The organism is Massilia agrisoli, from assembly GCF_020831365.1.
GTDB classification, from domain to species: Bacteria; Pseudomonadota; Gammaproteobacteria; order Burkholderiales; family Burkholderiaceae_D; genus Telluria_A; species Telluria_A agrisoli.
In genome coordinates this window covers 287,199-309,677 of the sequence record NZ_JAJHPV010000009.1, presented here as the reverse complement: position 1 = coordinate 309,677, position 22,479 = coordinate 287,199, and the positions used below count along the sequence as shown (strand labels likewise).

Below are 22,479 nucleotides of genomic sequence, written 5' to 3'. Positions count from 1 at the left end.
CCTTACTCCTGGTTCGCGACCGCGGTGGCGGCGGTCTTGCGTTTGGCGGCCTTGCGGGTCGGCTGCGGCCCGGGTGCGGCCAAACGGCTTTCGATAATCGCGCAGTAGTCGGCATTGAGCTCGAAGCCGACGAAGTTGCGCTCGCAGCGCTGGGCCGCCAGCGCCGTGGTACCGCTGCCCATGAATGGATCGAGCACCACGCCGCCAGGTGGGCAGGAGGCCTTGACCATGCGCTCGATGATTTCGAGCGGCTTCTGGGTCGGGTGGTCGGCGCGCTCCGGATGCTCGCGGTGAAGGCGCGACACGCTCCACAGGTCCTTCGGGTTGTAGCCTACTTCCAGCCATTTGGCGCCAACGAAAATCGAACGCGAACGCGCCTTCTTGGTGGCGGCGTCGTACGGGATGCGCACGGCGTCGAGGTCGAAATAGTAGTCCTTGCGGTTCACGAAGAAACCGATGGTGTCGTGCACCGACGAGAAGCTGCGCACGCTGCCGCCCATCGACGGCACCCGGCGGTCCCAGATAATCTCGTTCATCATCGTCATGCGCTTTTTCAGCATCACGAAGATCTCCGGCGAAAAGCGCCAGGTCAGGAAGATGTACAGGCTGCCGTTGGGTTTAAGCTTGGGCAGCGCCGCATCGATCCACTGCTCGGTCCAGGCCAGGTAGGCGTCGACGCTCTGCTGGTCGGACGCATTGCCATAGTCCTTGCCGAGGTTATAGGGCGGGTCGGTCAGGATCAGGTCGATCGACCCGTCCGGGATGCGCGCAAGGCCGCTCAAGGCGTCCTCGCAGAACACCTGGTTGACCCAAGCGGTCATGGCTGGGGCTTCAGGCGCAGTTCGGCGCTGCGGGCGTGCGCCTGCAGGCCTTCGCCGTAGGCCAGTTCGGCCGCGACCTTGCCGAGCGTTTGCGCGCCGGCTTCGCTGACGTAAAGGATCGACGAGCGCTTCTGGAAGTCGTACACGCCCAGCGGCGACGAGAAACGCGCAGTGCGCGACGTCGGCAGCACGTGGTTAGGGCCGCAGCAGTAGTCGCCCAGCGACTCTGACGAGAAGCGGCCGAGGAACATGGCGCCCGCATGGCGGATCTTGTCGGCCCACTGCTGCGGGTTCTCGGCGGAGATTTCAAGGTGCTCGGCGGCGATGGCGTTGGCGATCTCGCAGGCTTCCTCCATGTCGCGCACCTTGACCAGCGCGCCGCGGTCCGTCATCGAGGTGCGGATGGTGTCCTGGCGCGCCATCGTCGGCAGCAGCTTGTGGATGCTGGCCTCGACCTGCGCGATGTAGCCAGCGTCGGGGCACAGCATGATGGCCTGCGCCAGTTCGTCGTGCTCGGCCTGCGAGAACAGGTCCATCGCGACCCAGTCAGGGTCGGTGGTGCCGTCGCACAGCACCAGGATTTCGGAGGGGCCGGCGATCATGTCGATGCCGACGGTGCCGAACACGCGGCGCTTGGCGGCGGCCACGTAGGCGTTGCCGGGGCCGACGATCTTGTCGACCGCCGCAATGGTCTCGGTACCGTATGCGAGCGCGCCGACTGCCTGGGCGCCGCCGATGGTGATGACGCGGGTGACCCCGGCAATCGCGGCGGCGGCCAGCACGATCTGGTTCTTTACCCCGTCAGGCGTCGGCACCACCATGATGATCTCTGCGACGCCAGCCACCTTGGCGGGAATCGCGTTCATCAGCACCGAGGACGGATAGGTTGCCTTGCCGCCGGGGACATAGATGCCGACGCGGTCGAGCGGCGTGATGCGCTGGCCCAGCACCGTGCCGTCAGGCTCGGTGTAGGTAAAGCCGCCCAGTTCCTGCTTCTGGCGCTCGTGGAACACGCGGATGCGATGGGCGGCCACCTGCAGCGCCTCCCGCTGCGCCTGCGGCAGGCTGCTTAATGCTGCCTGCAATTCATCCTGGCCGATATCGAATGCGGCCATGCCTGACGCGCTGACCCGGTCGAAGCGGTTGGTATATTCCAGCACGGCGGCGTCGCCGCGCACTTTGACATCCTTCAAAATCTTCGCGACCGCGCTTTCGATGGCGTCGTCGGTGGACGCTTCGAACGCCAGCAATGTGTCCAGCTGCTGCCTGAAGCCGGCATCAAGGGAATCGAGTTTGCGGATCTGGATGGTCATGTTTGATTACTTTGCGATGCCCGAGGCGCGTTCGAACGCTGCCAGGATAGGTTGCAGACGCTCGCGCTTGAGTTTGAGTGCGGCCTGGTTGACGACGAGGCGCGACGAGATATCCATGATCTTCTCGACTTCGACCAGGTTGTTGGCGCGCAGCGTGCTGCCGGTGGAGACAACGTCGACGATGGCGTCCGACAGGCCGACCAGCGGGGCCAGCTCCATCGAGCCATACAGCTTGATCAGGTCGACGTGCACGCCCTTGGCGGCAAAGTGCTCGCGCGCGGTCTGGACGAACTTGGTGGCCACGCGCAGGCGCGCGCCCTGGCGCACGGCGGTCTCGTAATCGAAGCCGGCGTGCACCGCGACCGACATGCGGCAGGCGGCGATCTTCAGGTCGATCGGCTGGTACAGGCCTTCGCCGCCGTGCTCGAGCAGCACGTCCTTGCCGGCCACGCCGAAGTCGGCCGCCCCGTACTGCACGTAGGTCGGCACGTCGCTGGCGCGCACGATGATCACGCGCACGTCAGGGTCGCTGGTGTCGAGGATCAGCTTGCGCGAGGTCTCGGGATTTTCGGTGACGGTGATGCCGGCCGCCTCCAGCAGCGGCAGCGTGTCCTCGAAGATGCGGCCTTTCGACAGCGCCAAAATCAGCTGGCGCTTGGCCGGGTTGAATACTTCGCTCATTTACTTGATCCGGACGACGTCGGCGCCAACTGCCGACAGCTTCGCTTCCATGCGGTCATAGCCACGGTCGAGGTGATAGATGCGGTCGATAACGGTGGTGCCTTCGGCAGCCATCGCGGCGATCACCAGCGAGGCCGATGCGCGCAGGTCGGTCGCCATCACAGGTGCGCCCACGAGGCGCTCGACGCCTTTGATAAAGGCGGTGTTGCCCTCCGTCTGGATGCTGGCGCCAAGGCGGTTCATCTCCTGCACGTGCATGAAGCGGTTCTCGAAAATGGTCTCGGTGACGCGGCTGGTGCCCGACGCGATCGTGTTGACAGCCATGAACTGGGCCTGCATGTCGGTCGGGAAGCCCGGGTATTCGGTGGTACGGAACGAGACCGGGCGCGGGCGCGCGTTCATCGTCGCGCGGATCGAATTTGCGCCGACAACCATGTCAAGCCCGAGTTCGCGCAGCTTGTCGAGGGCGACGTCGAAGATGTCGGTCCGGGTGTTGGTGATGTTGATGTCGCCCCCTGTGGCGGCGACCGCGCACAGGAAAGTCGCCGCCTCGATGCGGTCGGAAATCACCGCGTGCTTCGCTCCATGCAGTTCCGGCACGCCCTGGATCACCAGGCGGTCAGTGCCGATACCGTCGATCTTCGCGCCCATCTTCACCAAGAGGTTGGCCAGGTCTGTCACTTCAGGCTCGCGCGCGGCGTTTTCCAGCACGGTCTCGCCTTCGGCCAGGGTGGCGGCCATCAGCAGGTTCTCGGTGCCGGTGACGGTAATCATGTCGGTGTGGATGCGCGCACCCTTGAGCTTTTTACACTTGGCGTAGATGTAGCCGCCTTCGATCGAGATCTCGGCGCCCAGTGCCTGCAGGCCCTTGATGTGCTGGTCGACAGGGCGCGAACCGATCGCGCAGCCGCCGGGCAGCGACACCTTGGCTTCGCCGAAACGCGCCAGCAGCGGGCCCAGTACCAGGATCGAGGCGCGCATCGTTTTCACCAGCTCGTAGGATGCTTCCAGCTTGTCGATGCCGCTGCCGTTCAGGGTCACGCGCTCGTCGTCGTGGTCGACCTTCAGCCCGGTCTCGGCGAGGATGCGCAGGATGGTCTTCACGTCATGCAGGCGCGGCACGTTGGTCAGTTCGAGGTCGCCCGCGGTCAGGAGGCCGGCGCACAGGATCGGCAATGCGGCGTTTTTGGCGCCGGAGATAGTGATGTCGCCATTGAGGCGCTTGCCGCCGACAATCTGGAGCTTGTCCATATTTTTATCCTTGGTATTCAGCAGGGGTGAGGGTCTTCATCGACAGCGCGTGGATCTCTTCACGCATGCGGTCTCCGAGTGCAGCATATACCAGCTGGTGGCGCTGGATCAGGCGCTTGCCTTCGAAGGCAGGCGACACGATCAGGGCGCTGAAGTGGCGGCCGTCGCCATCGACTTCGAGGTGGGTGCAAACGAGTCCGTTGCTGATGTAGCTGTGAATGAGTTCTGGCGTAGTTTCCACAATGGGTCCTATCGAATTAGTGGCGCAGCTTGTAGCCGCGCGAAAGCATGTTGATGGCGAATGCCGACAGGACCGCAAAGAACACCAGGGCGATGCCCAGGCTGGTCCATGGCGACACGTCCGAAACGCCGAAGAAACCGTGGCGGAACCCGTCAATCATATAAAAGAACGGGTTGAAATGCGAGACCGCCTGCCAGAACGGCGGTAGCGAGTGGATCGAGTAGAACACGCCGGCCAGGAAGGTGGCGGGCACGATCAGGAAGTTCTGGAAGGCGGCGAGCTGGTCGAACTTCTCGGCCCAGATGCCGGCGATGACGCCCATGGTGCCGAGGATGGCCGCGCCAATCAGCGCGAACACCGCGATCCATACCGGCTGCGCGAAGTGCAGGTCGGCGAACCATGCGGTGATGATGAAGACGCCCGCGCCCACCGCCAGCCCGCGCGTGACCGAGGCCAGCACGTAGGCCGAGATGATCTCCCAGTGCGACAGCGGCGGCAGCAGGATGAAGACCAGGTTGCCGGTGATTTTGGACTGGATCAGCGAGGACGAGGAGTTGGCGAACGCGTTCTGCAGCACGCTCATCATCACCAGGCCGGGCACCAGGAAGGCGGTGTAGCTCACGCCAGGGTAGACCTCGACCCGGCCTTCGAGCACATGGCCGAAGATCAACAGGTACAGCATGGCAGTCAGGATCGGGGCGGCGATGGTCTGGGTGGCGACCTTCCAGAAGCGCAGCGTCTCCTTGTAGAGCAAGGTCTGGAAGCCTACGGAAAACAAGTTCATACGGTGCCACGCTCCATGATCTGTAAAAAGATGTCTTCCAGGTCGGCCTGCTGCAGCTGCATGTCGTCGATGACGGCGCCCGATTCGCGCAGGCGCGCGAGGATGCCTTCGACTTCGCTGTATTCGTTGACGCGCAGGCTGTATTTGTTGCCGTCATGGTGCTCGTCATGCGAGACCAGGTGGCGCAGGCCCTCCGGCAGGTCGCCGCTGGCCAGGTGCACATTGAGCTGCGAGCCCGAGATGCGGCGCAGCAGGGCGGACATCTTTTCGAGTGCGACCACCTTGCCGCCCTTGAGCATGGCGACGCGCTGGCACATGGCCTGCGCTTCTTCCAGGTAGTGGGTGGTCAGCACGATGGTGTGGCCCTCGCGGTTCAGGCGCGAGATGAACTTCCACAGGGTCTGGCGCAATTCGACATCGACGCCGGCGGTCGGTTCATCGAGCACGATGACGGGCGGCTTGTGGACCAGCGCCTGCGCCACCAGCACGCGGCGCTTCATGCCGCCGGACAGTGCGCGCATGTTGGCGTCGGCCTTGTTGGTCAGGTCGAGGTTTTCCATGACCTCGTCGATCCACTTGTCGTTGTTCTTCAGGCCGAAGTAGCCGGACTGCAGGCGCAGCGTTTCGCGCACCGTGAAGAAGGGGTCGAACACCAGTTCCTGCGGAACCACGCCGAGGCTGCGGCGCGCGGCGCGGAAGTCCTTGACCACGTCATGGCCGTGGACGGACACGCTGCCGGCATCCGGCCGGATCAGGCCGGCGATGGTGGAAATCAGGGTGGTCTTGCCGGCGCCGTTGGGCCCAAGCAGCCCGAAAAATTCACCTTGCTCGATGGTCAATGATACGCCGCCCAGCGCCTTGAGCGACTTGTAGCTTTTTTCGACCTTGCTTATCTGGATAGCACTCATGCTCTTTTTGTTTTAAGCCTGTATAGACAGCATGCCCTTTAACGGCGGGCGCGCTTCGAAGCCCGCTTGGGGAAACAGGCAATTATAGGGGAAATCGGGGTCAGGCGAGTTGGGCGGGAATATTGCCCAGAGAATACGCCGGCGCAGGGCCGGCGTTATGACAGCAAGGTCAATGGTGATGCAGGTTGGCAGGGCTGTCGACCAGGAAGTCGTCAACGCCGTAGAGCGAGGTCAGGCCCTTGAGGCTTGCAGGCATGTTGGTATAAGCCAGCGTGGTGCCGGCCTTGCGCGCGGCGCGCTGCCACGCCAGCAGCACCGCCACGGCGGACGAGTCCGCCGTCTGGATGCAGCCCAGGTCAAACACAGTCTGGCCGTCCTTGATGGCCGCCAGGCCGCGCTCGAGCGCAGCCGTGGCGTTTTCAACGGTCAGGGTTTCAAACGATTCCACAAATGGTCTCCGCTGCCCGCTTACTTGGCGGCTTTAAGTGGCTTGCTGGCGAGCTTCTTGTTGCGCTCGGCCAGGGTCTTGATCAGGCCGTCGATACCCGACTTGTTGATCTCGGCAGCGAAGGTGCCCTTGTAGGTTTCCACCAGCCACGCGCCCAGCACGTTGATGTCGAAAATCTTCCAGCCGGCGGCCGACTTCGCCAGTCGGTAGTTCAGCTGGATCGGTTCGCCGCGGGTAACGTTGACCTGGGTGCGCACTTCCACCTGCTGGTCGGCCGGGTCGGCGCGCAGCGGCTTGAACTCGACGGTTTCATTCTTGATCTGCGACAGTGCACCGGCGTAGGTGAAGATCAGCAGGGTTTTGAATTCATTGGCCAGTTGCTGTTGCTGCTCAGGCGTCGCCTGGCGCCAGAAACGGCCAGCCGCCAGTGCGGTCATGCGCTGGAAATCGACGTGCGGCAGGATTTTCGACTCGACCAGCGCCATGACGCGCTTCTGGTCGCCGGCCTGGATTTCCTTGTCGTTCTTGGCCGTCTCGATGACGTCGGAGCTGATGCGCTTGATCAGGACATCTGGCGCTTCGGTCGCGGCCTGCGCGCCCGCAGCGGCAAATGCCAGCGTTGCCATTGCGAATAATTGTTTAACGAGTTTCATAGGCTCTCTTCTTAAATAGGTTAAGTACGTACCAGTCTAGCTGTCATCTGGCAATTTGCAGACGACAGTTACAATGGTTAACTACTTCGAGGGCTTTTCGGATGACACGGGTTTCTGCGCTGGCGCAGGCGCTTCGGTCGGACCAGGATCATCGGCATACGCTTCCTGGATACCCTTGGCGTCCAGCGGCTCGTCGCTGGACTTGCCCAGCGGCTTGCGCGCGCCTTCGCCGTCGAATACCTGGCTCTGGCGGCGCTGCAGGTAACCGTCGCGGATGAAGACATAACGGTCGCCCAGCGCGGCGCTTTCCACCAGGTTCGACGCTTCAAGCAGCACGGCGCGCTTGTCGACGATGCGCAGGCCGGTACCCCAGCTGCGGGTAGCGGTTGGATCGACATAGTTCCACGGGTCGGCAGCCATGTCCAGCGGCAGCGCGGCGGTGTCGCGCACCGTCGACGGGCCCAGCAGCGGCAGCACGAAATACGGTCCGCTTGGCATGCCCCAGTAGCCCAGGGTCTGGCCGAAATCTTCGTTGTGCTTTTGCAGCCCGGCTTCGGACGCAATGTCCAGCAGGCCTGCGAGGCCCAAGGTGCTGTTCAGGGTGAAGCGGGTGAAATCGGTCATGCCGGCTTCGCCCTTACCCTGCATCAGGTTATTGGCCGCACTCCAGATATCGCCCAGGTTGCCGAAGAAGTTGTTGACGCCGGTTTGCACGAAGCGGGGCGTGACTTCCTTGTAGACGGTCGCGGCAGGCTTGAGCGCGGCGCGGTCGACCGCGTCGTTGAACTGAAACACGGCGCGGTTGTACGACTCGAGCGGATCGCCCGGGGTGCTGCCCTTGGTGGCGCAGCCGGCCAGCAGCAGTGCCGCCCCGGCCAGCGCAACATTGCGCAATGCGAACTTATTGGTCTTGTTGGTCATTCTTTGCTTTCTTCTGTGCCTTCGGCAGCCTTGCTGTAGATAAACCGATTAATCAGGTCTTCCAGCACGGTTGCCGATTGGGTGCTCATGATACGGTCGCCATTGGCGAGGTTGTTGAGGTCGCCACCCGGTTCAATACCGATGTACTGCTCGCCCAGCAGGCCGGCAGTGAGGATCTTCAAGGAGCTATCTTTCGGGAATTTGTAGCCGGACTCGAGCTCCAAGGTTACCAAAGCCTGATAAGTCTTGTCGTCGAATTGAATCGCGCCCACGCGGCCCACCACGACACCGGCGCTTTTCACCGGCGCCTGGGGCTTCAGCCCGCCGATATTGTCGAACTTGGCGCTGACCGCATAGGTCTTCTCGAACGAGATGGTGGCCATATTGCCGGCCTTCAGGGCCAGGAAGACGAGTGCGGCCAATCCCAGCAGTACAAACAGGCCAACCCAGACGTCAATGGTTTTACGATGCATGATTCATTCCTAGCTCTTGTTATTCGCCGGCACAGCGTGGCCGGATTCAAATTAGTTGTTGAACATCAGGGCGGTGAGCACGAAATCGAGCCCCCAGACCATCAGTGAAGCGATCACGACAGTGCGCGTGGTGGCGCGCGACACGTCTTCCGGCGTCGGTTGGGCGTGGTAGCCCTGGAACAACGCCGTGAAGGTCACGGCGATGCCGAAGATAAAGCTCTTGAGCACGCCATTGAGGATGTCCGACTGCACATCGACGTTGGCCTGCATCTGCGACCAGAACGCGCCTTCGTCGACGCCGATCAGCTGCACGCCGACCAGGTAGCCGCCCATCACGCCAACCGCGCTGAAGATGGTGGCCAGCACCGGCATGGCGATCACGCCCGCCCAGAAGCGGGGCGCGAGCACGCGCTGGATCGGGTTAATCGCCATCATTTCCATGGCGGACAATTGCTCGCCCGCCTTCATCAGGCCGATCTGTGCGGTCAGCGAGGTGCCGGCGCGGCCGGCGAACAGCAGCGCGGTCACCACCGGGCCCAATTCGCGCACCAGCGACAGCGCGACCACCTGGCCGAGTTTCTGTTCGGCGCCGTACGGGGTCAGGGTGATGTAGCCCTGCAGGCCCAGCACCATGCCGACGAACAGGCCGGACACGATGATGATCACCAGCGAATAGTTACCGATGAAGTGGATCTGCTCGGAAATCAGGGCCGGACGCGCAAACGCGCCGGGCGACAGCCTCAGCAGGGTCAGGAAGGAGCGCGTGGCGAAGCCGATGTGCTCGATGCTTTCGCGCACGAAGCGGCCGACCGCCTCCAGCACGTTCAGGACGATATTGATGACGGCGGTCATTTCAGTGCTCCAAGGCCGAGGTCGTCAGCAAGCGACTTGCCCGGATAGTGGAAGGGAACCGGGCCATCCGGGGCAGCGTTGACGAACTGCTTGACGTACGGGTCGTCCGACACGCGCAGCTCGGCAGGCGTGCCCTGGGCCACGATTTTTCCGGCAGACATAAAGTAAACGTAATCGGCGATCGCGAAGCACTCGTGCACGTCGTGCGACACCAGGATCGAGGTCGAGCCGAGCACATCGTTCAGGCGGCGGATCAGGTTGGCGGTGACGCCCATCGAGATCGGGTCGAGGCCGGCGAAGGGCTCGTCGTACATGATCAGTTCCGGGTCGAGCGCGACGGCGCGGGCCACGGCAACGCGGCGCGCCATGCCGCCCGAGATTTCGGACGGCTTGAGCTTGGCGGCGTTACGCAGGCCGACCGCGTTCAGCTTGAGCAGCACCAGGTCGCGGATCAGTTCTTGCGGCAGGTCCGTGTGCTCGCGCAGCGGAAAGGCCACGTTGTCGAACACGCTCAGGTCGGTAAACAAGGCGCCGAACTGGAACAACATGCCCATCTTGCGGCGCATGCGGTAGAGGCCAGCGGTATTGAGTTTGTGCACGACTTCGCCGTTGACCGTCACGCTGCCGCGCTGCGGGCGCAGCTGGCCGCCGATCAGGCGCAGAACGGTCGTCTTGCCGCAACCGGAACCACCCATGACGGCCACAACCTTGCCACGTGGAAAGTCCATCTGCAGGTCAGAAAGGATGGAGCGGGTTCCGTAGGCGAAGTGGAGATCGCGGATTTCAACGAGATTAGGCACGGCGGCTGTTCAGATTGGGGAATCCGGTATTGTAGTGCAGAAAGGTCAATCTCTGCTTGAGGGACCCCATTTCCCGGAGGCGCCGCGACGTGATAATACAACACTACTGAACGGCGGGTCAGATATTTCCGAATGTAAGTAATTGTTTTTGTTAGGAAAGATACCGACAGACACGTATGTATGCATATGGCTGACTGACACCCTATTGCGCTACGTCAATGTATTCCGTAAAGCAACGTTCCGGATCGGCCCTCAATTTGGTGCCGTGCGGCAGGTCATTTATGGCGGCGAAAGCGGCGGATGCGCGCTTATCCGCCCTACCTAGAATTCCCGTGGGGCGTATAAGCGCGCAAGCGAGCATCCGCCGGTTTGACGTTTTTATCGCGTCAGTACCGACGAGCCCATCAGGGACTCGTCGACCGCACGTGCCGCCTGGCGGCCCTCGCGAATCGCCCACACCTCCAGCGACTGCCCACGGCGCAGGTCGCTCGCTGCAAATACATTTGGCGCGGATGTCTTGTAGCAGCCGTCGCCATCCGTCGTGGCGCGGACGTTGCCGCGCGCGTCCCTCCCGACGCTAAGGCCATCGAGTAACTGTCCGATTTCTGCTTCAACGCACGTCGCCATATAGAAGCCGACCACCTCGACGTACTTTGAATTGCATGAGATCATTGATGAGCAAGTGGTGTACAGCCTTTAATCTGCTTTCGTCACCCCGACAACGGTAGTATGGCGGACTGTAGGAACCTTAACGATAGGACGGAAGATGTTTATTGAGAGATTGCAGGTGGAAGAGGGCTTTTTGGACGGACTCGACATACGATTTTCGCCGGGCCTCAACACGCTAATCGGCGCTCGTGGAACCGGCAAGACATCAGTTATCGAACTAATCCGGTTTTGCCTAGGCGCGCCTAGCTTCACGTCCGAGACCTCAAAGCGAAGTTTAGAACATGCCACGGCTGTATTGGGCCGGGGTAAGGTTACCGTAACACTCAAAGAAAACGAGGCGGAAATACTGGTTACGCGCTCTGGAGATGACACCGAGCGCTTCGCATCAGCAGCGGTCGATCCCCCAATAATTATGTCGCAAACAGAAGTGGAGTCTATCGGCCTTCAGGCTTCCGGCAGGTTGCAACTAATTGATAGCTTTATTCAAGATAAAACTAAAATACAGGCAAGTGAAGTCTCGTGTGTCGGGTCGATCAAATCGATTACGGCAGAGATAGAGATACTCTCCCGTGAAATAAAGGCTCTAGACGACAAGATTGCTTTATTACCGCAGATCGAGACATCCATATTATCAATCGAGGAGAAAGAAAAAGCGATTTCGACTTTTTCGGAATCGGCGGCGTTGAAGCAGAAAAGCCTGGATGTGCTTTCGGCTCAAATATCAACGCTATCCGTACGCGACTCTTATATTGCGCGATTTGAGACGCACGCGCGCGAACTAGTAAACGAAGTTTACAAAGGAATTAAAAACGGTGCACAAGTTGAGGACTGGCCTTTCAAAGACAGTCCTGATCCGCTAGCCGACACGAAGGTGCGATACTTTGACGCTGTGAACACAATCGTTAAGGCGTACAACGAGATCCATAAAATGGCAACCGACGAGTCGGCAGGGAGGGTTGCGCTTGCGGGCGAACGCTCGCTGTTAGAGAGTCAAGCTCGGGAGCTACGGAAAGAAATCGAAGTAATTATGGAGGGCGCGGGCGCGATCACGCGAGAGGGCGCCCGACTTAGGGAGTCACGAGCGCAGTTGCTTGGGCTAAAAGCCCTAAAGGATGCAAAATTGTCCCGGGATGCGGAGTTGGTTGCGCAGCGAAAAGTAAGACTCGACAATCTTGACGAAATCCGAAATGCGCGCTATGAGCTCCGAAGGGCGGTCTGCGACTCAATCAATCGGAATTTGGGGCCACGAATTAGAATCGACGTAGATCGAGCTGCGCAAATCGAAAGCTATACTCGACTTTTATCCGAAAGCTTAAAAGGAAGTGGCATCCGATACGGCGAGCTATCCAAATCCATCACTCAAATGATTAGTCCACGTGAGCTCACGAATCTTGTCGAGAGTGGAGATTATGAGCAAATTGCCGAGATTGCCAATATATCAGCGGATCGAGCAATCCGGGTGATCGCTCAGCTTAAAGATGCCGGCTTGGGGGAGATTTCGACCTGCCTGGTCGAGGACGACATCAGGTTTATGTTACTGGATGGTTCTGAATTCAAAGATATTATATCGTTGTCTACGGGCCAACGTTGCACAGTAGTTTTGCCAATCGTACTTGAACACGAAGACAAAATTGTTATCGTTGACCAGCCTGAAGACCATATCGATAACGCGTTCATTGCGGATACCCTGATCAAGTCATTAAGCAATCGCGCGGCATCCGCTCAGTTAATATTCACGACGCACAATGCGAATATACCAGTGCTGGGCAACGCCGACAAAGTCATCCAGATGGCATCAGACGGTCGCCGTGGCTATGTGCGATTGGCCGACTCGCTTGAGCATCCGACTGTGGTTGATGCCATAAGTAACGTTATGGAGGGCGGCCGCTTCGCGTTCGCAAAGCGCGCGGAATTCTATCAAGGTAAGGGGCTATCCGATGTCAATAAGCCGTGAGGATGCAATAATGCTGGCCCAATCAGATGGCTCGCACGATCGCCTCCGCGCAGCACGATATTTCGTACGTAATCATACTTATGAAGACCTTAATTTTCTAAGGATATGGTCGGCCAAGGAAAACGTAGGTTGGGTAAAGAGAGCGCTAGCGATGACGCTCGAAACGATCACCCAACACGGACCGCCAGCGCCGCCTTTGGATCAGGTTCCTGCTGGTGAAACAAATACCCCTTCTCCGGAGCTTGCTCATTCGCGAGCATTGAAGGAAGTTGCAAGTGCTCTACTACACGAACTTGAGCCACTTGTCGGCCTCCTAGGTGTTAAGATAAAAAAAGAGATTCCAAACTACGAAGTAAGCGAAACCAAAAGACAATTTGAAATTTTGCGACTATATTTTCATGCTCTAAGTAACCTGCGTTTAGCCTCAGAGGTGACTAACGTCGAGGATCTGGATATTGGCGTTGTGCTACAGGAATTACTTGACGAGACGGACAATTTGGGTCTCGACATTCAATTGCTCGGAACGCCCCGATGCATCGCTCACGTTGATAAAGGACTAATACGGATTGCAGCGATCAACGGAATTCGGAACGCGATTGAGTCGTCAGTTGAAGCGCGCGATAGTCGCCCGGTAGGCCCCATTCTAATCAATTGGGGCGAAACTGACGCGGATTATTGGATAGCCATAATCGACGACGGTGTCGGCCTAGGGCGAATCGAAGATCCTGGAAGAACCCTTGGGCGTACCAGCAAAGCGGGCCATTTTGGTATGGGCCTTTCGATTGTAAAACAAGCGATGCAGGCACTAGAAGGACATCTTTCGGTTACCTCACCAGAGGGAAAAGGTGCAACATTTGAACTTCGGTGGTATAAATAATGAAGATTTTAGTTATCGATGACGAGGATCAGTTTGCGGGGGAACTGATCTCGGAGTTGGGGGAAATCGTTGGGAGCGGTAATGTCATGCGCGCAGCTAGCAGGGATAGCGCCGAGCGAATGATTAGAGAACAATTTTTTGATCTTTTTATAGTAGACCTAAAGATCCCTCCTACTGATGACTCGATTGATGCGAACGTTAGCCATGGTGAAGCGGTCTTTGGGTATTGCCGGGAGCTTGCTCAAGGAACACCAATTTGCTTCCTGACCGGATCTTCAACAGAACCATTCGTCACCAGGCTTCTGAATGAGCATTCTATAGCCGCTGACTATTGGGGTACCGAAGCTGCGCATGCTGGGGTTAAAGTTTATCGGAAGCTCGACTTAGCGGATCTTTTGGCGCACGTCAAACAGCTCCAATCGCTTTTTGAAGGGTTACAGAATATAGAGATTCGCGAGGCTACTGGGCAATCGATCAGTCCCGATCAGAAACGGGTCTTGAAGTTATTTACTCGTCGGATGAAGGGCGTGGTTTGCGAGGTCACTCAGCTTAAGGGCGGGATGTCAGACGCATCCGTCTATAAGCTTGGAGTCTTTAATGGCGCAGGGCGGTGCACAAACCAAGCGGTCGGGCGCATCGGCCCCGTAAATTCTTTAGCAGACGAGGTCCGAAAGTTTGATACCAACGTCACGGCACTCGGAGTTGGTGCCTTCCCCACGCGAATTTGTTTTCTGACGCATGGGGCGAAGTCGACAGGCGGGATTTTCTACAGACTCGCCAACGAACATGTCGATTGTTTCGCGGATTTTCTGGTTAAATGCCCTGAACAATTGGGCGTACTTTCTCTAAAGATGCGTGATCTTTTCGAGCCATGGATCGATGGGGGATACCAACGAAGAATTGCGATTTCAGACTTACGTCGGCAACTCCTAGAGGATAAGGTATTGGAGTCACTGATGGCAAGCTTCCCCTTGGAGTGGATTCATGCCTTCGAAAAAATTGAGGTCAACGTTGTGTGGGGCAAGAAACATGGGGACCTTCACGGAGGCAACATTCTCGTTTCTCCCGCTGGAGATCCTCTGGTAATCGATTTCGGAGATGTCGATGACGGCGCCATAGCTTTCGACCCCATTACTCTTTGCTTGAGTCCATTCTTCCACCCCCAAACATCCGAGTCAATGCTAGGCCGCTTCAACGCTGACGACGTTATTACGTTATTGGTTACCCCATCTGAACATAGGGATAAAGATTTTTCCGAATTTTTCGGTGGATGCAAGATCTGGATCGACCAACTCATCTGCCAGTCCCCACGTACATACTTTGCGTTGATCTATTGTTTCTGTTTAAGACAACTAAAGTACGGCGACACCGACAAGAACTTAGCGCAAGCACTTATTGATTTTTCGAAACGGGAGATCGATGAGACATTGACGTAAACGGTCCTTCCACACGGGCGAGCAATCGCCCGTGTTCCTTGCTAGCAAGGACTGCCGCTCCCGTTAGCGCGGCAGTACCGACGATCCCATCAGGAACTCGTCGACCGCACGTGCCGCTTGGCGGCCCTCGCGAATCGCCCACACCACCAACGACTGCCCCCGGCGCATGTCACCAGCTGCAAATACATTCGGCGCCGAGGTCTTGTAGCAGCCATCGCCGTCCGTCGTGGCGCGCGCGTTGCCGCGCCCATCCTTCTCAACGCCGAAGGCGTCAAGCACTGAACCTACAGGCGCCACGAAGCCCATGGCCAGCAGCACCAGGTCCGCCTTCATCTCAAATTCGGAGTCCGGCACTTCGATCATCTTGCCGTCCTTCCACTCGACGCGGCAGGCGATCAGCTTCTCGACCTTGCCGCCCTTGCCTTCGAAACGCTTGGTCGCCACGGCAAAGTCGCGCACCACGCCCTCCTCGTGCGAGGACGAGGTGCGCAGCTTGGTCGGCCAGTACGGCCACACCAGTGGCTTGTTTTCCTGCTCCGGTGGCATTGGCATCAATTCGAACTGGGTTACCGACGCGGCGCCGTGGCGGTTCGAGGTGCCGACGCAGTCAGAACCGGTATCGCCGCCGCCAATCACGACCACATGCTTGCCGGTGGCCTTGATCTGGTCCTTGACCTTGTCGCCCGCATTGATCTTGTTCTGCTGCGGCAGGAAGTCCATCGCGAAATGCACGCCCTTGAGCTCCCGGCCGGGTACCGGCAAGTCGCGCGGCTGCTCTGCGCCGCCAGCCAGGATCACAGCGTCGAAATCATTCTCCAGGTCTTCCGGGAAGATGGTTTCCTTGGCCCAGTTGTTGACGCTGGCAGGGAAATCCTTGCCGATCAGTACGCTGGTGCGGAAGGTGACGCCTTCGGCTTCCATCTGCTCGACACGGCGGTCAATGTGCGACTTCTCCATCTTGAAGTCGGGGATGCCGTAGCGCAGCAGGCCGCCAATACGGTCGCTCTTTTCGAACACCGTCACCTTGTGGCCGGCGCGCGCGAGTTGCTGCGCGGCCGCCAGGCCGGCGGGGCCGGAGCCCACCACCGCGACTGTCTTGCCGGTCAGCTTTTCCGGCGGTTGCGGCACCACCCAGCCGTGCTCCCAGCCGGTGTCGATGATCTTGTGCTCGACCGACTTGATGCCGACCGGGTCGTCATTGATGCCGAGCGTGCAGGCGGACTCGCAGGGCGCAGGGCAGACGCGGCCAGTGAACTCGGGGAAGTTGTTGGTCGAGTGCAGGTTGTCGAGCGCGGCGCGGTAGTGGCCGTGATAAACCAGGTCGTTCCAGTCGGGAATCAGGTTGTTGACCGGGCAGCCGCTGTGGCAGAACGGAATGCCGCAGTCCATGCAGCGCGCCGTTTGCAGCTTGGCCTGGCCGTCGCTGAGGTGAACCACGAATTCCTTGTAGTTCTTTACCCGCACGGCAGGTTCGAGATGCGCCTCTTCCTGGCGCTCAAATTCCATGAATCCGGTGATTTTACCCACGATAATCCTTCACAAATATTCTTCTTAAGCGGTAGTACCGTTCAGAAGCGCAAGGGCGTCATTCCGGCGCAAACGGGAACCCACGGTTCAATGGATTCCCGCCTTCGCGGGAATGACGGCCGGCGCTCCTTCTTAGGCGGCGATCTGCTCGGCAGCTTCTTCCATGCTGCTGTTGTGCATCTCTTCCAGCGCACGCTTGTACTCGGTCGGGAAGACCTTGACGAACTTGCCGCGGCAGCTGGCCCAGTCGTCGAGCAGGTTGCGCGCCCGGGTGCTGCCGGTGTGCTTGAAGTGGCGCTCGATCAGGCGGCGCAAAATTGCCTCGTCCGATTCGCGCTCGCCGTCGCGCGTCTGGCTGTGCCAGCCGGACTTGTCCGACTGTTCCTTTGTGCTGAGCACGCGCTCGAGGTTGACCATCGTCGTGTTGCACTTCTTCTCGAAGTCGCCTTGCGGGTCGTAGACAAACGCCACGCCGCCCGACATGCCGGCTGCGAAGTTGCGCCCGGTGCCGCCGAGGACGACAACGGTACCGCCGGTCATGTATTCACAGCCGTGGTCGCCGCAGCCTTCCACCACTGCGACTGCACCGGAGTTACGCACTGCGAAACGCTCGCCCGCCACGCCGTTGAAGAAGGCTTCGCCGGAAATCGCGCCGTACAGCACGGTGTTGCCGACGATGATGTTGTCCACCGCCCAGCCGCGGAACTCGGTGTTCGGACGCACGATGATGCGCCCGCCCGACAAGCCCTTGCCGACATAGTCGTTGCCTTCACCCACCAGGTCGATCGTGATGCCGGCCGCCAGGAAGGCCGCAGCCGACTGGCCCGCGGTGCCCTGCAGCTGGATGTGGATCGTGTCGTCCGGCAGGCCGGCATGGCCGTAGCGCTTGGCCACTTCGCCCGACAGCATGGTGCCGACAGTACGGTTGACGTTGCGCACTGGCGAGATGAACGAGACGCGCTCGCCCTTTTCCAGCGCGGCTTTCGCCTGCGTGATCAGCTTGTTGTCCAGCGCCTTGACCAGGCCGTGGTCCTGGAACTCGTTGTGGTACAGCGCCAGGCCGAGGTCGGTCTTTGGCTGGTAGAAGATGTTGCTGAAATCGAGGCCGCGTGCTTTCCAGTGGGTGACGGCCTTCGACTTGTCGAGCAGGTCGGCGCGGCCAATCAGTTCCTGGAAGGTGCGGATACCCAGCTGCGCCATCAGCTGGCGCGCTTCTTCGGCTACGAAGAAGAAGTAGTTCACCACGTGTTCAGGCTTGCCCGAGAACTTGGCGCGCAGCACAGGGTCTTGGGTCGCGACGCCAACCGGGCAGGTGTTCAGGTGGCACTTGCGCATCATGATGCAACCTTCGACGACCAGCGGCGCAGTCGCGAAACCGATCTCGTCAGCGCCGAGCATGGCCGCAATCACGACGTCGCGGCCGGTCTTCATCTGGCCGTCGGCCTGCACGCGGATGCGGCTGCGCAAGCCGTTCAGCACCAGCGTCTGCTGGGTTTCGGCCAGGCCGAGTTCCCACGGCGTGCCGGCATGCTTGACCGAGGACAGCGGCGACGCGCCGGTGCCGCCGTCATGGCCTGCGACCACAACGTGGTCGGCCTTGGCCTTGGTGACGCCGGCTGCGACCGTGCCGATGCCCACTTCCGACACCAGCTTGACCGAGATCGATGCCGCCGGGTTGGCGTTCTTCAGGTCGTGGATCAGCTGGGCCAGGTCTTCAATCGAATAGATGTCGTGGTGCGGCGGCGGCGAGATCAGGCCCACGCCAGGCACCGAGAAACGCAGGCTGGCGATGTATTCCGACACCTTGTGGCCTGGCAGCTGGCCGCCTTCGCCAGGCTTGGCGCCCTGGGCCATCTTGATCTGGATCTGGTCGGCCGAATTCAGGTACTCGGCGGTGACGCCGAAGCGGCCCGACGCCACCTGCTTGATGCGCGAACGCAGCGAGTCGCCTTCCTGCAGGGGAATGTCGACCATCACGCGGTTGGCGCCAAGCACCGACGCCATCGTTTCGCCCTGCTTGATCGGGATGCCTTTCAGTTCCTGCGTGTAGCGCGCCGGATCTTCGCCGCCTTCGCCGGTATTCGACTTGCCGCCGATGCGGTTCATCGCGATGGCCAGCGTGGCGTGCGCTTCGGTACTGATCGAGCCGAGCGACATCGCGCCGGTGGCGAAACGCTTGACGATTTCCTTGGCTGGCTCGACTTCCTCCAGCGGAATTGCCTTGGTCGGGTCGAGCTTGAACTCGAACAGGCCGCGCAGGGTCAGGGTGCGGCGGCTCTGGTCGTTGATCAGCTGCGCGTATTCTTTATAGGTCGAGAAGTTATTGCTGCGCGTCGAGTGCTGCAGCTTTGCAATCGCGTCCGGCGTCCACATGTGGTCTTCGCCACGTACGCGGAAGGCGTATTCGCCGCCGGTGTCGAGCGCGTCAAGCAGCAACGGGTCATCACCGAAGGCCAGCGCGTGCAGGCGCAGCGCTTCGTCGGCCACATCGAACAAGCCGATGCCTTCGACATTCGACGAGGTGCCCTTGAAATACTTGTCGACCAGCGACTTGTTCAGGCCTACCGCTTCGAAAATCTGCGCGCCGCAGTAGGACATGTAGGTCGAGATGCCCATCTTGGACATCACCTTCATCAGGCCCTTGCCGACTGCCTTGGTGTAGTTGTAGATCGCGGTTTCGCCCGACATTTCGCCGGTCATGCCCTGCGCCAGTTCGACCAGGGTTTCCATCGCCAGGTAAGGGTGGACGGCTTCGGCGCCATAGCCTGCCAGCAGCGCGAAGTGGTGGGTCTCGCGCGCCGAGCCGGTCTCGACGACCAGGCCGGTGGACGCGCGCAGGCCGCGCATGACCAGGTGCTGGTGGATGGTCGAGGTGGCAAGCAGGGCGGGGATCGCGACCTGTTCTGCGGACACATTGCGGTCCGACACGATCAGGATGTTGTGGCCGGACTTGACCGCGTCGACCGCTTCCGCGCACAGCGAGGCCAGCGAGGCTTCAATGCCTTCCTTGCCCCACGATACCGGGTAGCAGATGTTCAGTTCGTACGACTTGAACTTGCCGCCGGTGTGCTGGCTGATGTTGCGCAAGCGGACCATGTCGTTGAAGCCCAGCACCGGCTGCGACACTTCCAGGCGCATCGGCGGGTTGACGTTGTTGGTGTCGAGCAGGTTCGGCTTCGGCCCGATGAAGGACACCAGCGACATGACCATGCTTTCGCGGATCGGGTCGATCGGCGGGTTGGTCACCTGGGCGAACAGCTGCTTGAAGTAGTTGTACAGCGGCTTGAGCTTGTTGGACGTGACGGCCAGCGGGGAATCGTTACCCATCGAACCGGTGGCTTCCTCGCCCAGCAGCGCCATCGGCGCCATCAGGAACTTCAGGTCTTCCTGGGTGTACCCGAAGGCTTGCTGGCGGTCCAGCACCGACGCCATTTCCTTTTCGCCTTGCGCGGCCAGGTTCTTGACCTGGTTGCGCGGCAGCTCGCTTTCGGCCAGCTTGAGCTCGCCCAGCTTGATCCGCACGGAATTAATCCACGCCTTGTACGGCTTGGCGTTGGCGTAGGTGTCCTTGAGTTCCTTGTCGTCGATGATGCGGCCTGCCTCGAGGTCGATCAGGAACATCTTGCCCGGCTGCAGGCGCCATTTCTGGACGATCCGCGATTCCGGAATCGGCAGAACGCCCGATTCGGACGCCATCACCACCAGGTCGTCGTCGGTGACGATGTAGCGCGCCGGGCGCAGGCCGTTGCGGTCGAGGGTGCCGCCGATGTGGCGGCCGTCGGTGAAGGCCATCGCGGCAGGGCCGTCCCACGGCTCCATCATCGACGCGTAGTATTCGTAGAAGGCCTTGCGGTTGTCGTCCATCATGGTGTGGTTTTCCCATGCTTCGGGAATCATCATCATCATGGCCTGGGCGATCGGGTAGCCCGACATGATCAACAGTTCGAGCGCGTTGTCGAAGCAGGCGGTGTCCGACTGGCCTTCATAGATCAGCGGGAACAGCTTTTGCAGGTCTTCGCCCAGCACCGCGGACTTCATCACGCCTTCGCGGGCGCGCATCCAGTTGAAGTTGCCTTTGACGGTGTTGATCTCGCCGTTGTGGGCGATCAGGCGGTACGGGTGGGCCAGCGGCCATTCCGGGAAAGTATTGGTCGAGAAGCGCTGGTGCACCAGCGCCAGCGCCGAGATGCAGCGCGGATCTTGCAGGTCCTTGTAGTACACGCCAACCTGGTCGGCCAGCAGCAGGCCCTTGTAGACGATGGTGCGCGCCGACATCGACGGCACGAAGAATTCCTTACCGTGGATCAGCTTGAGCGCCTGGATCGCGTGGCCCGACGATTTGCGGATGACATACAGCTTACGCTCGAGCGCGTCGGTCACCATGATGTCCGGGCCGCGGCCGATGAAGATCTGGCGGATGACCGGTTCCTTGTCGCGCACGGTGGGCGACATTGGCATGGTTTCGTCCAGCGGCACGTTGCGCCAGCCGAGCACGACCTGGCCTTCGATGCGCACGGCGCGCTCGATTTCCTGTTCGCAGGCGATGCGCGATGCGTTTTCTTTCGGCAGGAACACCATGCCGACGCCATATTCGCCCGGCGGCGGCAGTTCCACGCCTTGTTTTGCCATCTCATCGCGGAAGTACTGGTCCGGGATCTGGATCAGGATGCCTGCGCCATCACCCATCAGCACGTCGGCGCCCACTGCGCCCCGGTGGTCGAGGTTTTTCAGGATCAACAGGCCCTGCTCGATGATCGAATGGCTCTTGTTGCCTTTGATGTGGGCGATGAAACCGACGCCGCAGGCATCGTGTTCGTTGGACGGGTCGTACAAACCTTGGGCAATCATGAGCGTTCTCCGCAGCTTTTTTGAAGTCGAGGGACAAGATTAGTGCAATGCACAAGAACACGTCAATGGAAACAATTAGGGTCGGAGTCACATTAATTTAAGGGGCGTCGCTCAAAAAATTAAATGGGGACATAGTAATGGGTATTAATCCTATTTAACGGGTTCAGCCTGTCGAGGGCCAAAAAAAAGCGCCCTATGGGCGCTTGTCACTCTGTTTACGTCCGGTTCATGTCTTTGCAGGAACTACCTTGAAGGGGCGCCCCCTCTTGGCTGGGAGCACCTGGCGCTTCGCCTTCTGCTGCAATTGCGTCTTGAACGCGTCCGATCCCAGGGGCCAGCCTTTCAACACGGCCTGGTTGATTGTGTCGAGTTCCCCGGCCGATAGCGGCTGCCTGGCCAGGTCGATATACGCCGCCTCACGCTGGAAAGGCGTATTGCCCAATTCCCAGTAGAGCGCGTGGTCGACGATCAGCGCATCCTGGCGCACCCCGGCATGGTGGGCGTAGCTGGACCAGCGGTAGTCGGCAGGATCGCTGACGAGGCCGTTGCGCACCGGATTGAACTCGATATAGCGGCTGCACATCATGAAGAAGCGCTCGGAATCGATCAACGAGGTCTTGAAGCGGCCGCGGAAAAGGCCGCCCAGGCGCTCATATTTCTGGTTAAACCACGGAACGTAGTAGCGCCCGACCCGCTGCATCATGCGCGCCAGCCCCTCCTCGGTGGTGGGCGACGCCAGCAGGTGAAGATGATCCGGCATCAGCGCGTAAGCGTGGACGGACACCTTGAACTCGCGCGCGCTTTCCTTCAGCCAGCCCAGGAAGCGCTGGTAGTCCTCATCGTCGCGAAAGATCAGCTGGCGGTCATTGCCTTCCTGGATGATGTGATGGGGGTGGTTGGGGATAACCAGGCGGGGAAGGCGGGCCATAAGGGGGCGAAAATGAACGGAATCCAGGTATTCTACCGAATTACGCTCACTCTGTCCCCATTAAATATCACCACGCGCGAATCGGGGCATGACT

Annotated in this window: 19 protein-coding genes and 1 pseudogene; 3 read left to right on the top strand and 17 right to left on the bottom strand. The window is 60.0% G+C overall.

What is annotated here, in order from left to right; all coding sequences use genetic code 11:
* Positions 1-2: 2 nt before the first annotated feature.
* The 14 genes and pseudogenes from LMJ30_RS05890 to gltD form a co-directional block, all read right to left on the bottom strand.
* Positions 3-821, bottom strand: a complete 819-nt coding sequence (locus LMJ30_RS05890; protein ID WP_229431412.1) for a DNA-methyltransferase — start codon at positions 819-821, stop codon at positions 3-5.
* Positions 818-2,134 carry a histidinol dehydrogenase gene (gene hisD, locus LMJ30_RS05885; protein ID WP_229431411.1) on the bottom strand — a complete coding sequence of 439 codons (1,317 nt, stop codon included), beginning with the start codon at positions 2,132-2,134 and terminating at the stop codon, positions 818-820. Before hisD ends, LMJ30_RS05890 begins: the two co-directional genes overlap by 4 nt.
* 6 nt (positions 2,135-2,140) lie before the next feature.
* Positions 2,141-2,815 (bottom strand): ATP phosphoribosyltransferase, encoded by a 675-nt coding sequence (hisG, locus tag LMJ30_RS05880; protein ID WP_229431410.1) that lies wholly within the window; start codon positions 2,813-2,815, stop codon positions 2,141-2,143.
* Complete coding sequence (gene murA / locus LMJ30_RS05875; protein ID WP_229431409.1) at positions 2,816-4,066, bottom strand: UDP-N-acetylglucosamine 1-carboxyvinyltransferase; 1,251 nt, start codon at positions 4,064-4,066, stop codon at positions 2,816-2,818.
* Positions 4,067-4,070: 4 nt separating this feature from the next.
* The gene (locus LMJ30_RS05870) at positions 4,071-4,307 is read right to left on the bottom strand and encodes a BolA family protein (RefSeq protein ID WP_229431408.1); all 237 of its coding nucleotides are present in this window, start codon (positions 4,305-4,307) and stop codon (positions 4,071-4,073) included.
* Positions 4,308-4,323: 16 nt separating this feature from the next.
* Positions 4,324-5,091, bottom strand: coding sequence for an ABC transporter permease (locus tag LMJ30_RS05865; RefSeq protein WP_229431407.1), 768 nt, complete (start codon positions 5,089-5,091; stop codon positions 4,324-4,326).
* Positions 5,088-5,999 carry an ABC transporter ATP-binding protein gene (locus LMJ30_RS05860; protein WP_229431406.1) on the bottom strand — a complete coding sequence of 304 codons (912 nt, stop codon included), beginning with the start codon at positions 5,997-5,999 and terminating at the stop codon, positions 5,088-5,090. Before LMJ30_RS05860 ends, LMJ30_RS05865 begins: the two co-directional genes overlap by 4 nt.
* Positions 6,000-6,168: 169 nt before the next feature.
* Entirely contained in the window at positions 6,169-6,447 is a 279-nt protein-coding gene (locus tag LMJ30_RS05855; RefSeq protein WP_229431405.1) for an STAS domain-containing protein, read from the bottom strand.
* A 20-nt stretch (positions 6,448-6,467) separates the two neighbouring features.
* Positions 6,468-7,100 (bottom strand): MlaC/ttg2D family ABC transporter substrate-binding protein, encoded by a 633-nt coding sequence (locus LMJ30_RS05850; protein ID WP_229431404.1) that lies wholly within the window; start codon positions 7,098-7,100, stop codon positions 6,468-6,470.
* Positions 7,101-7,181: 81 nt separating this feature from the next.
* Positions 7,182-8,021, bottom strand: a complete 840-nt coding sequence (locus LMJ30_RS05845) for an MlaA family lipoprotein (RefSeq protein ID WP_229431403.1) — start codon at positions 8,019-8,021, stop codon at positions 7,182-7,184.
* Positions 8,018-8,494, bottom strand: coding sequence for an outer membrane lipid asymmetry maintenance protein MlaD (gene mlaD / locus LMJ30_RS05840; RefSeq protein ID WP_229431402.1), 477 nt, complete (start codon positions 8,492-8,494; stop codon positions 8,018-8,020). Before mlaD ends, LMJ30_RS05845 begins: the two co-directional genes overlap by 4 nt.
* A gap of 51 nt (positions 8,495-8,545) precedes the next feature.
* Positions 8,546-9,346, bottom strand: coding sequence for a lipid asymmetry maintenance ABC transporter permease subunit MlaE (gene mlaE / locus LMJ30_RS05835; RefSeq protein WP_267869560.1), 801 nt, complete (start codon positions 9,344-9,346; stop codon positions 8,546-8,548).
* A complete protein-coding gene (locus tag LMJ30_RS05830) occupies positions 9,343-10,146 on the bottom strand; it encodes an ABC transporter ATP-binding protein (RefSeq protein WP_229431401.1) in 804 nt (267 codons plus the stop codon). Before LMJ30_RS05830 ends, mlaE begins: the two co-directional genes overlap by 4 nt.
* A 378-nt stretch (positions 10,147-10,524) precedes the next feature.
* Positions 10,525-10,716: pseudogene (gene gltD / locus LMJ30_RS05825) on the bottom strand (glutamate synthase); the annotation flags it as partial.
* A 196-nt stretch (positions 10,717-10,912) separates the two neighbouring features.
* Here gltD and LMJ30_RS05820 point away from each other — a divergent pair.
* Genes LMJ30_RS05820 through LMJ30_RS05810 form a run of 3 tightly spaced genes read left to right on the top strand, consistent with a single transcriptional unit; the run spans position 10,913 to position 15,082 of the window.
* Positions 10,913-12,769, top strand: coding sequence for an AAA family ATPase (locus LMJ30_RS05820; protein ID WP_229431400.1), 1,857 nt, complete (start codon positions 10,913-10,915; stop codon positions 12,767-12,769).
* A 10-nt stretch (positions 12,770-12,779) separates the two neighbouring features.
* Entirely contained in the window at positions 12,780-13,646 is an 867-nt protein-coding gene (locus tag LMJ30_RS05815; protein ID WP_229431399.1) for a sensor histidine kinase, read from the top strand.
* On the top strand, positions 13,646-15,082 hold the full coding sequence (locus LMJ30_RS05810; RefSeq protein ID WP_229431398.1) for a phosphotransferase: 1,437 nt from the start codon (positions 13,646-13,648) through the stop codon (positions 15,080-15,082). Before LMJ30_RS05815 ends, LMJ30_RS05810 begins: the two co-directional genes overlap by 1 nt.
* 63 nt (positions 15,083-15,145) lie before the next feature.
* Here the strand turns inward: LMJ30_RS05810 and LMJ30_RS05805 are convergent, their stop codons facing one another.
* The 3 genes from LMJ30_RS05805 to LMJ30_RS05795 all read right to left on the bottom strand — a co-directional run bounded on the left by LMJ30_RS05805 (position 15,146) and on the right by LMJ30_RS05795 (position 22,385).
* Complete coding sequence (locus LMJ30_RS05805) at positions 15,146-16,609, bottom strand: glutamate synthase subunit beta (RefSeq protein WP_229431397.1); 1,464 nt, start codon at positions 16,607-16,609, stop codon at positions 15,146-15,148.
* Between the two features lie 132 nt (positions 16,610-16,741).
* On the bottom strand, positions 16,742-21,457 hold the full coding sequence (locus LMJ30_RS05800) for a glutamate synthase-related protein (protein ID WP_229431396.1): 4,716 nt from the start codon (positions 21,455-21,457) through the stop codon (positions 16,742-16,744).
* Positions 21,458-21,683: 226 nt separating this feature from the next.
* Positions 21,684-22,385: a transposase gene (locus tag LMJ30_RS05795; RefSeq protein ID WP_229431395.1), complete on the bottom strand. Its 702-nt coding sequence runs from the start codon at positions 22,383-22,385 to the stop codon at positions 21,684-21,686.
* Positions 22,386-22,479 lie beyond the last annotated feature (94 nt).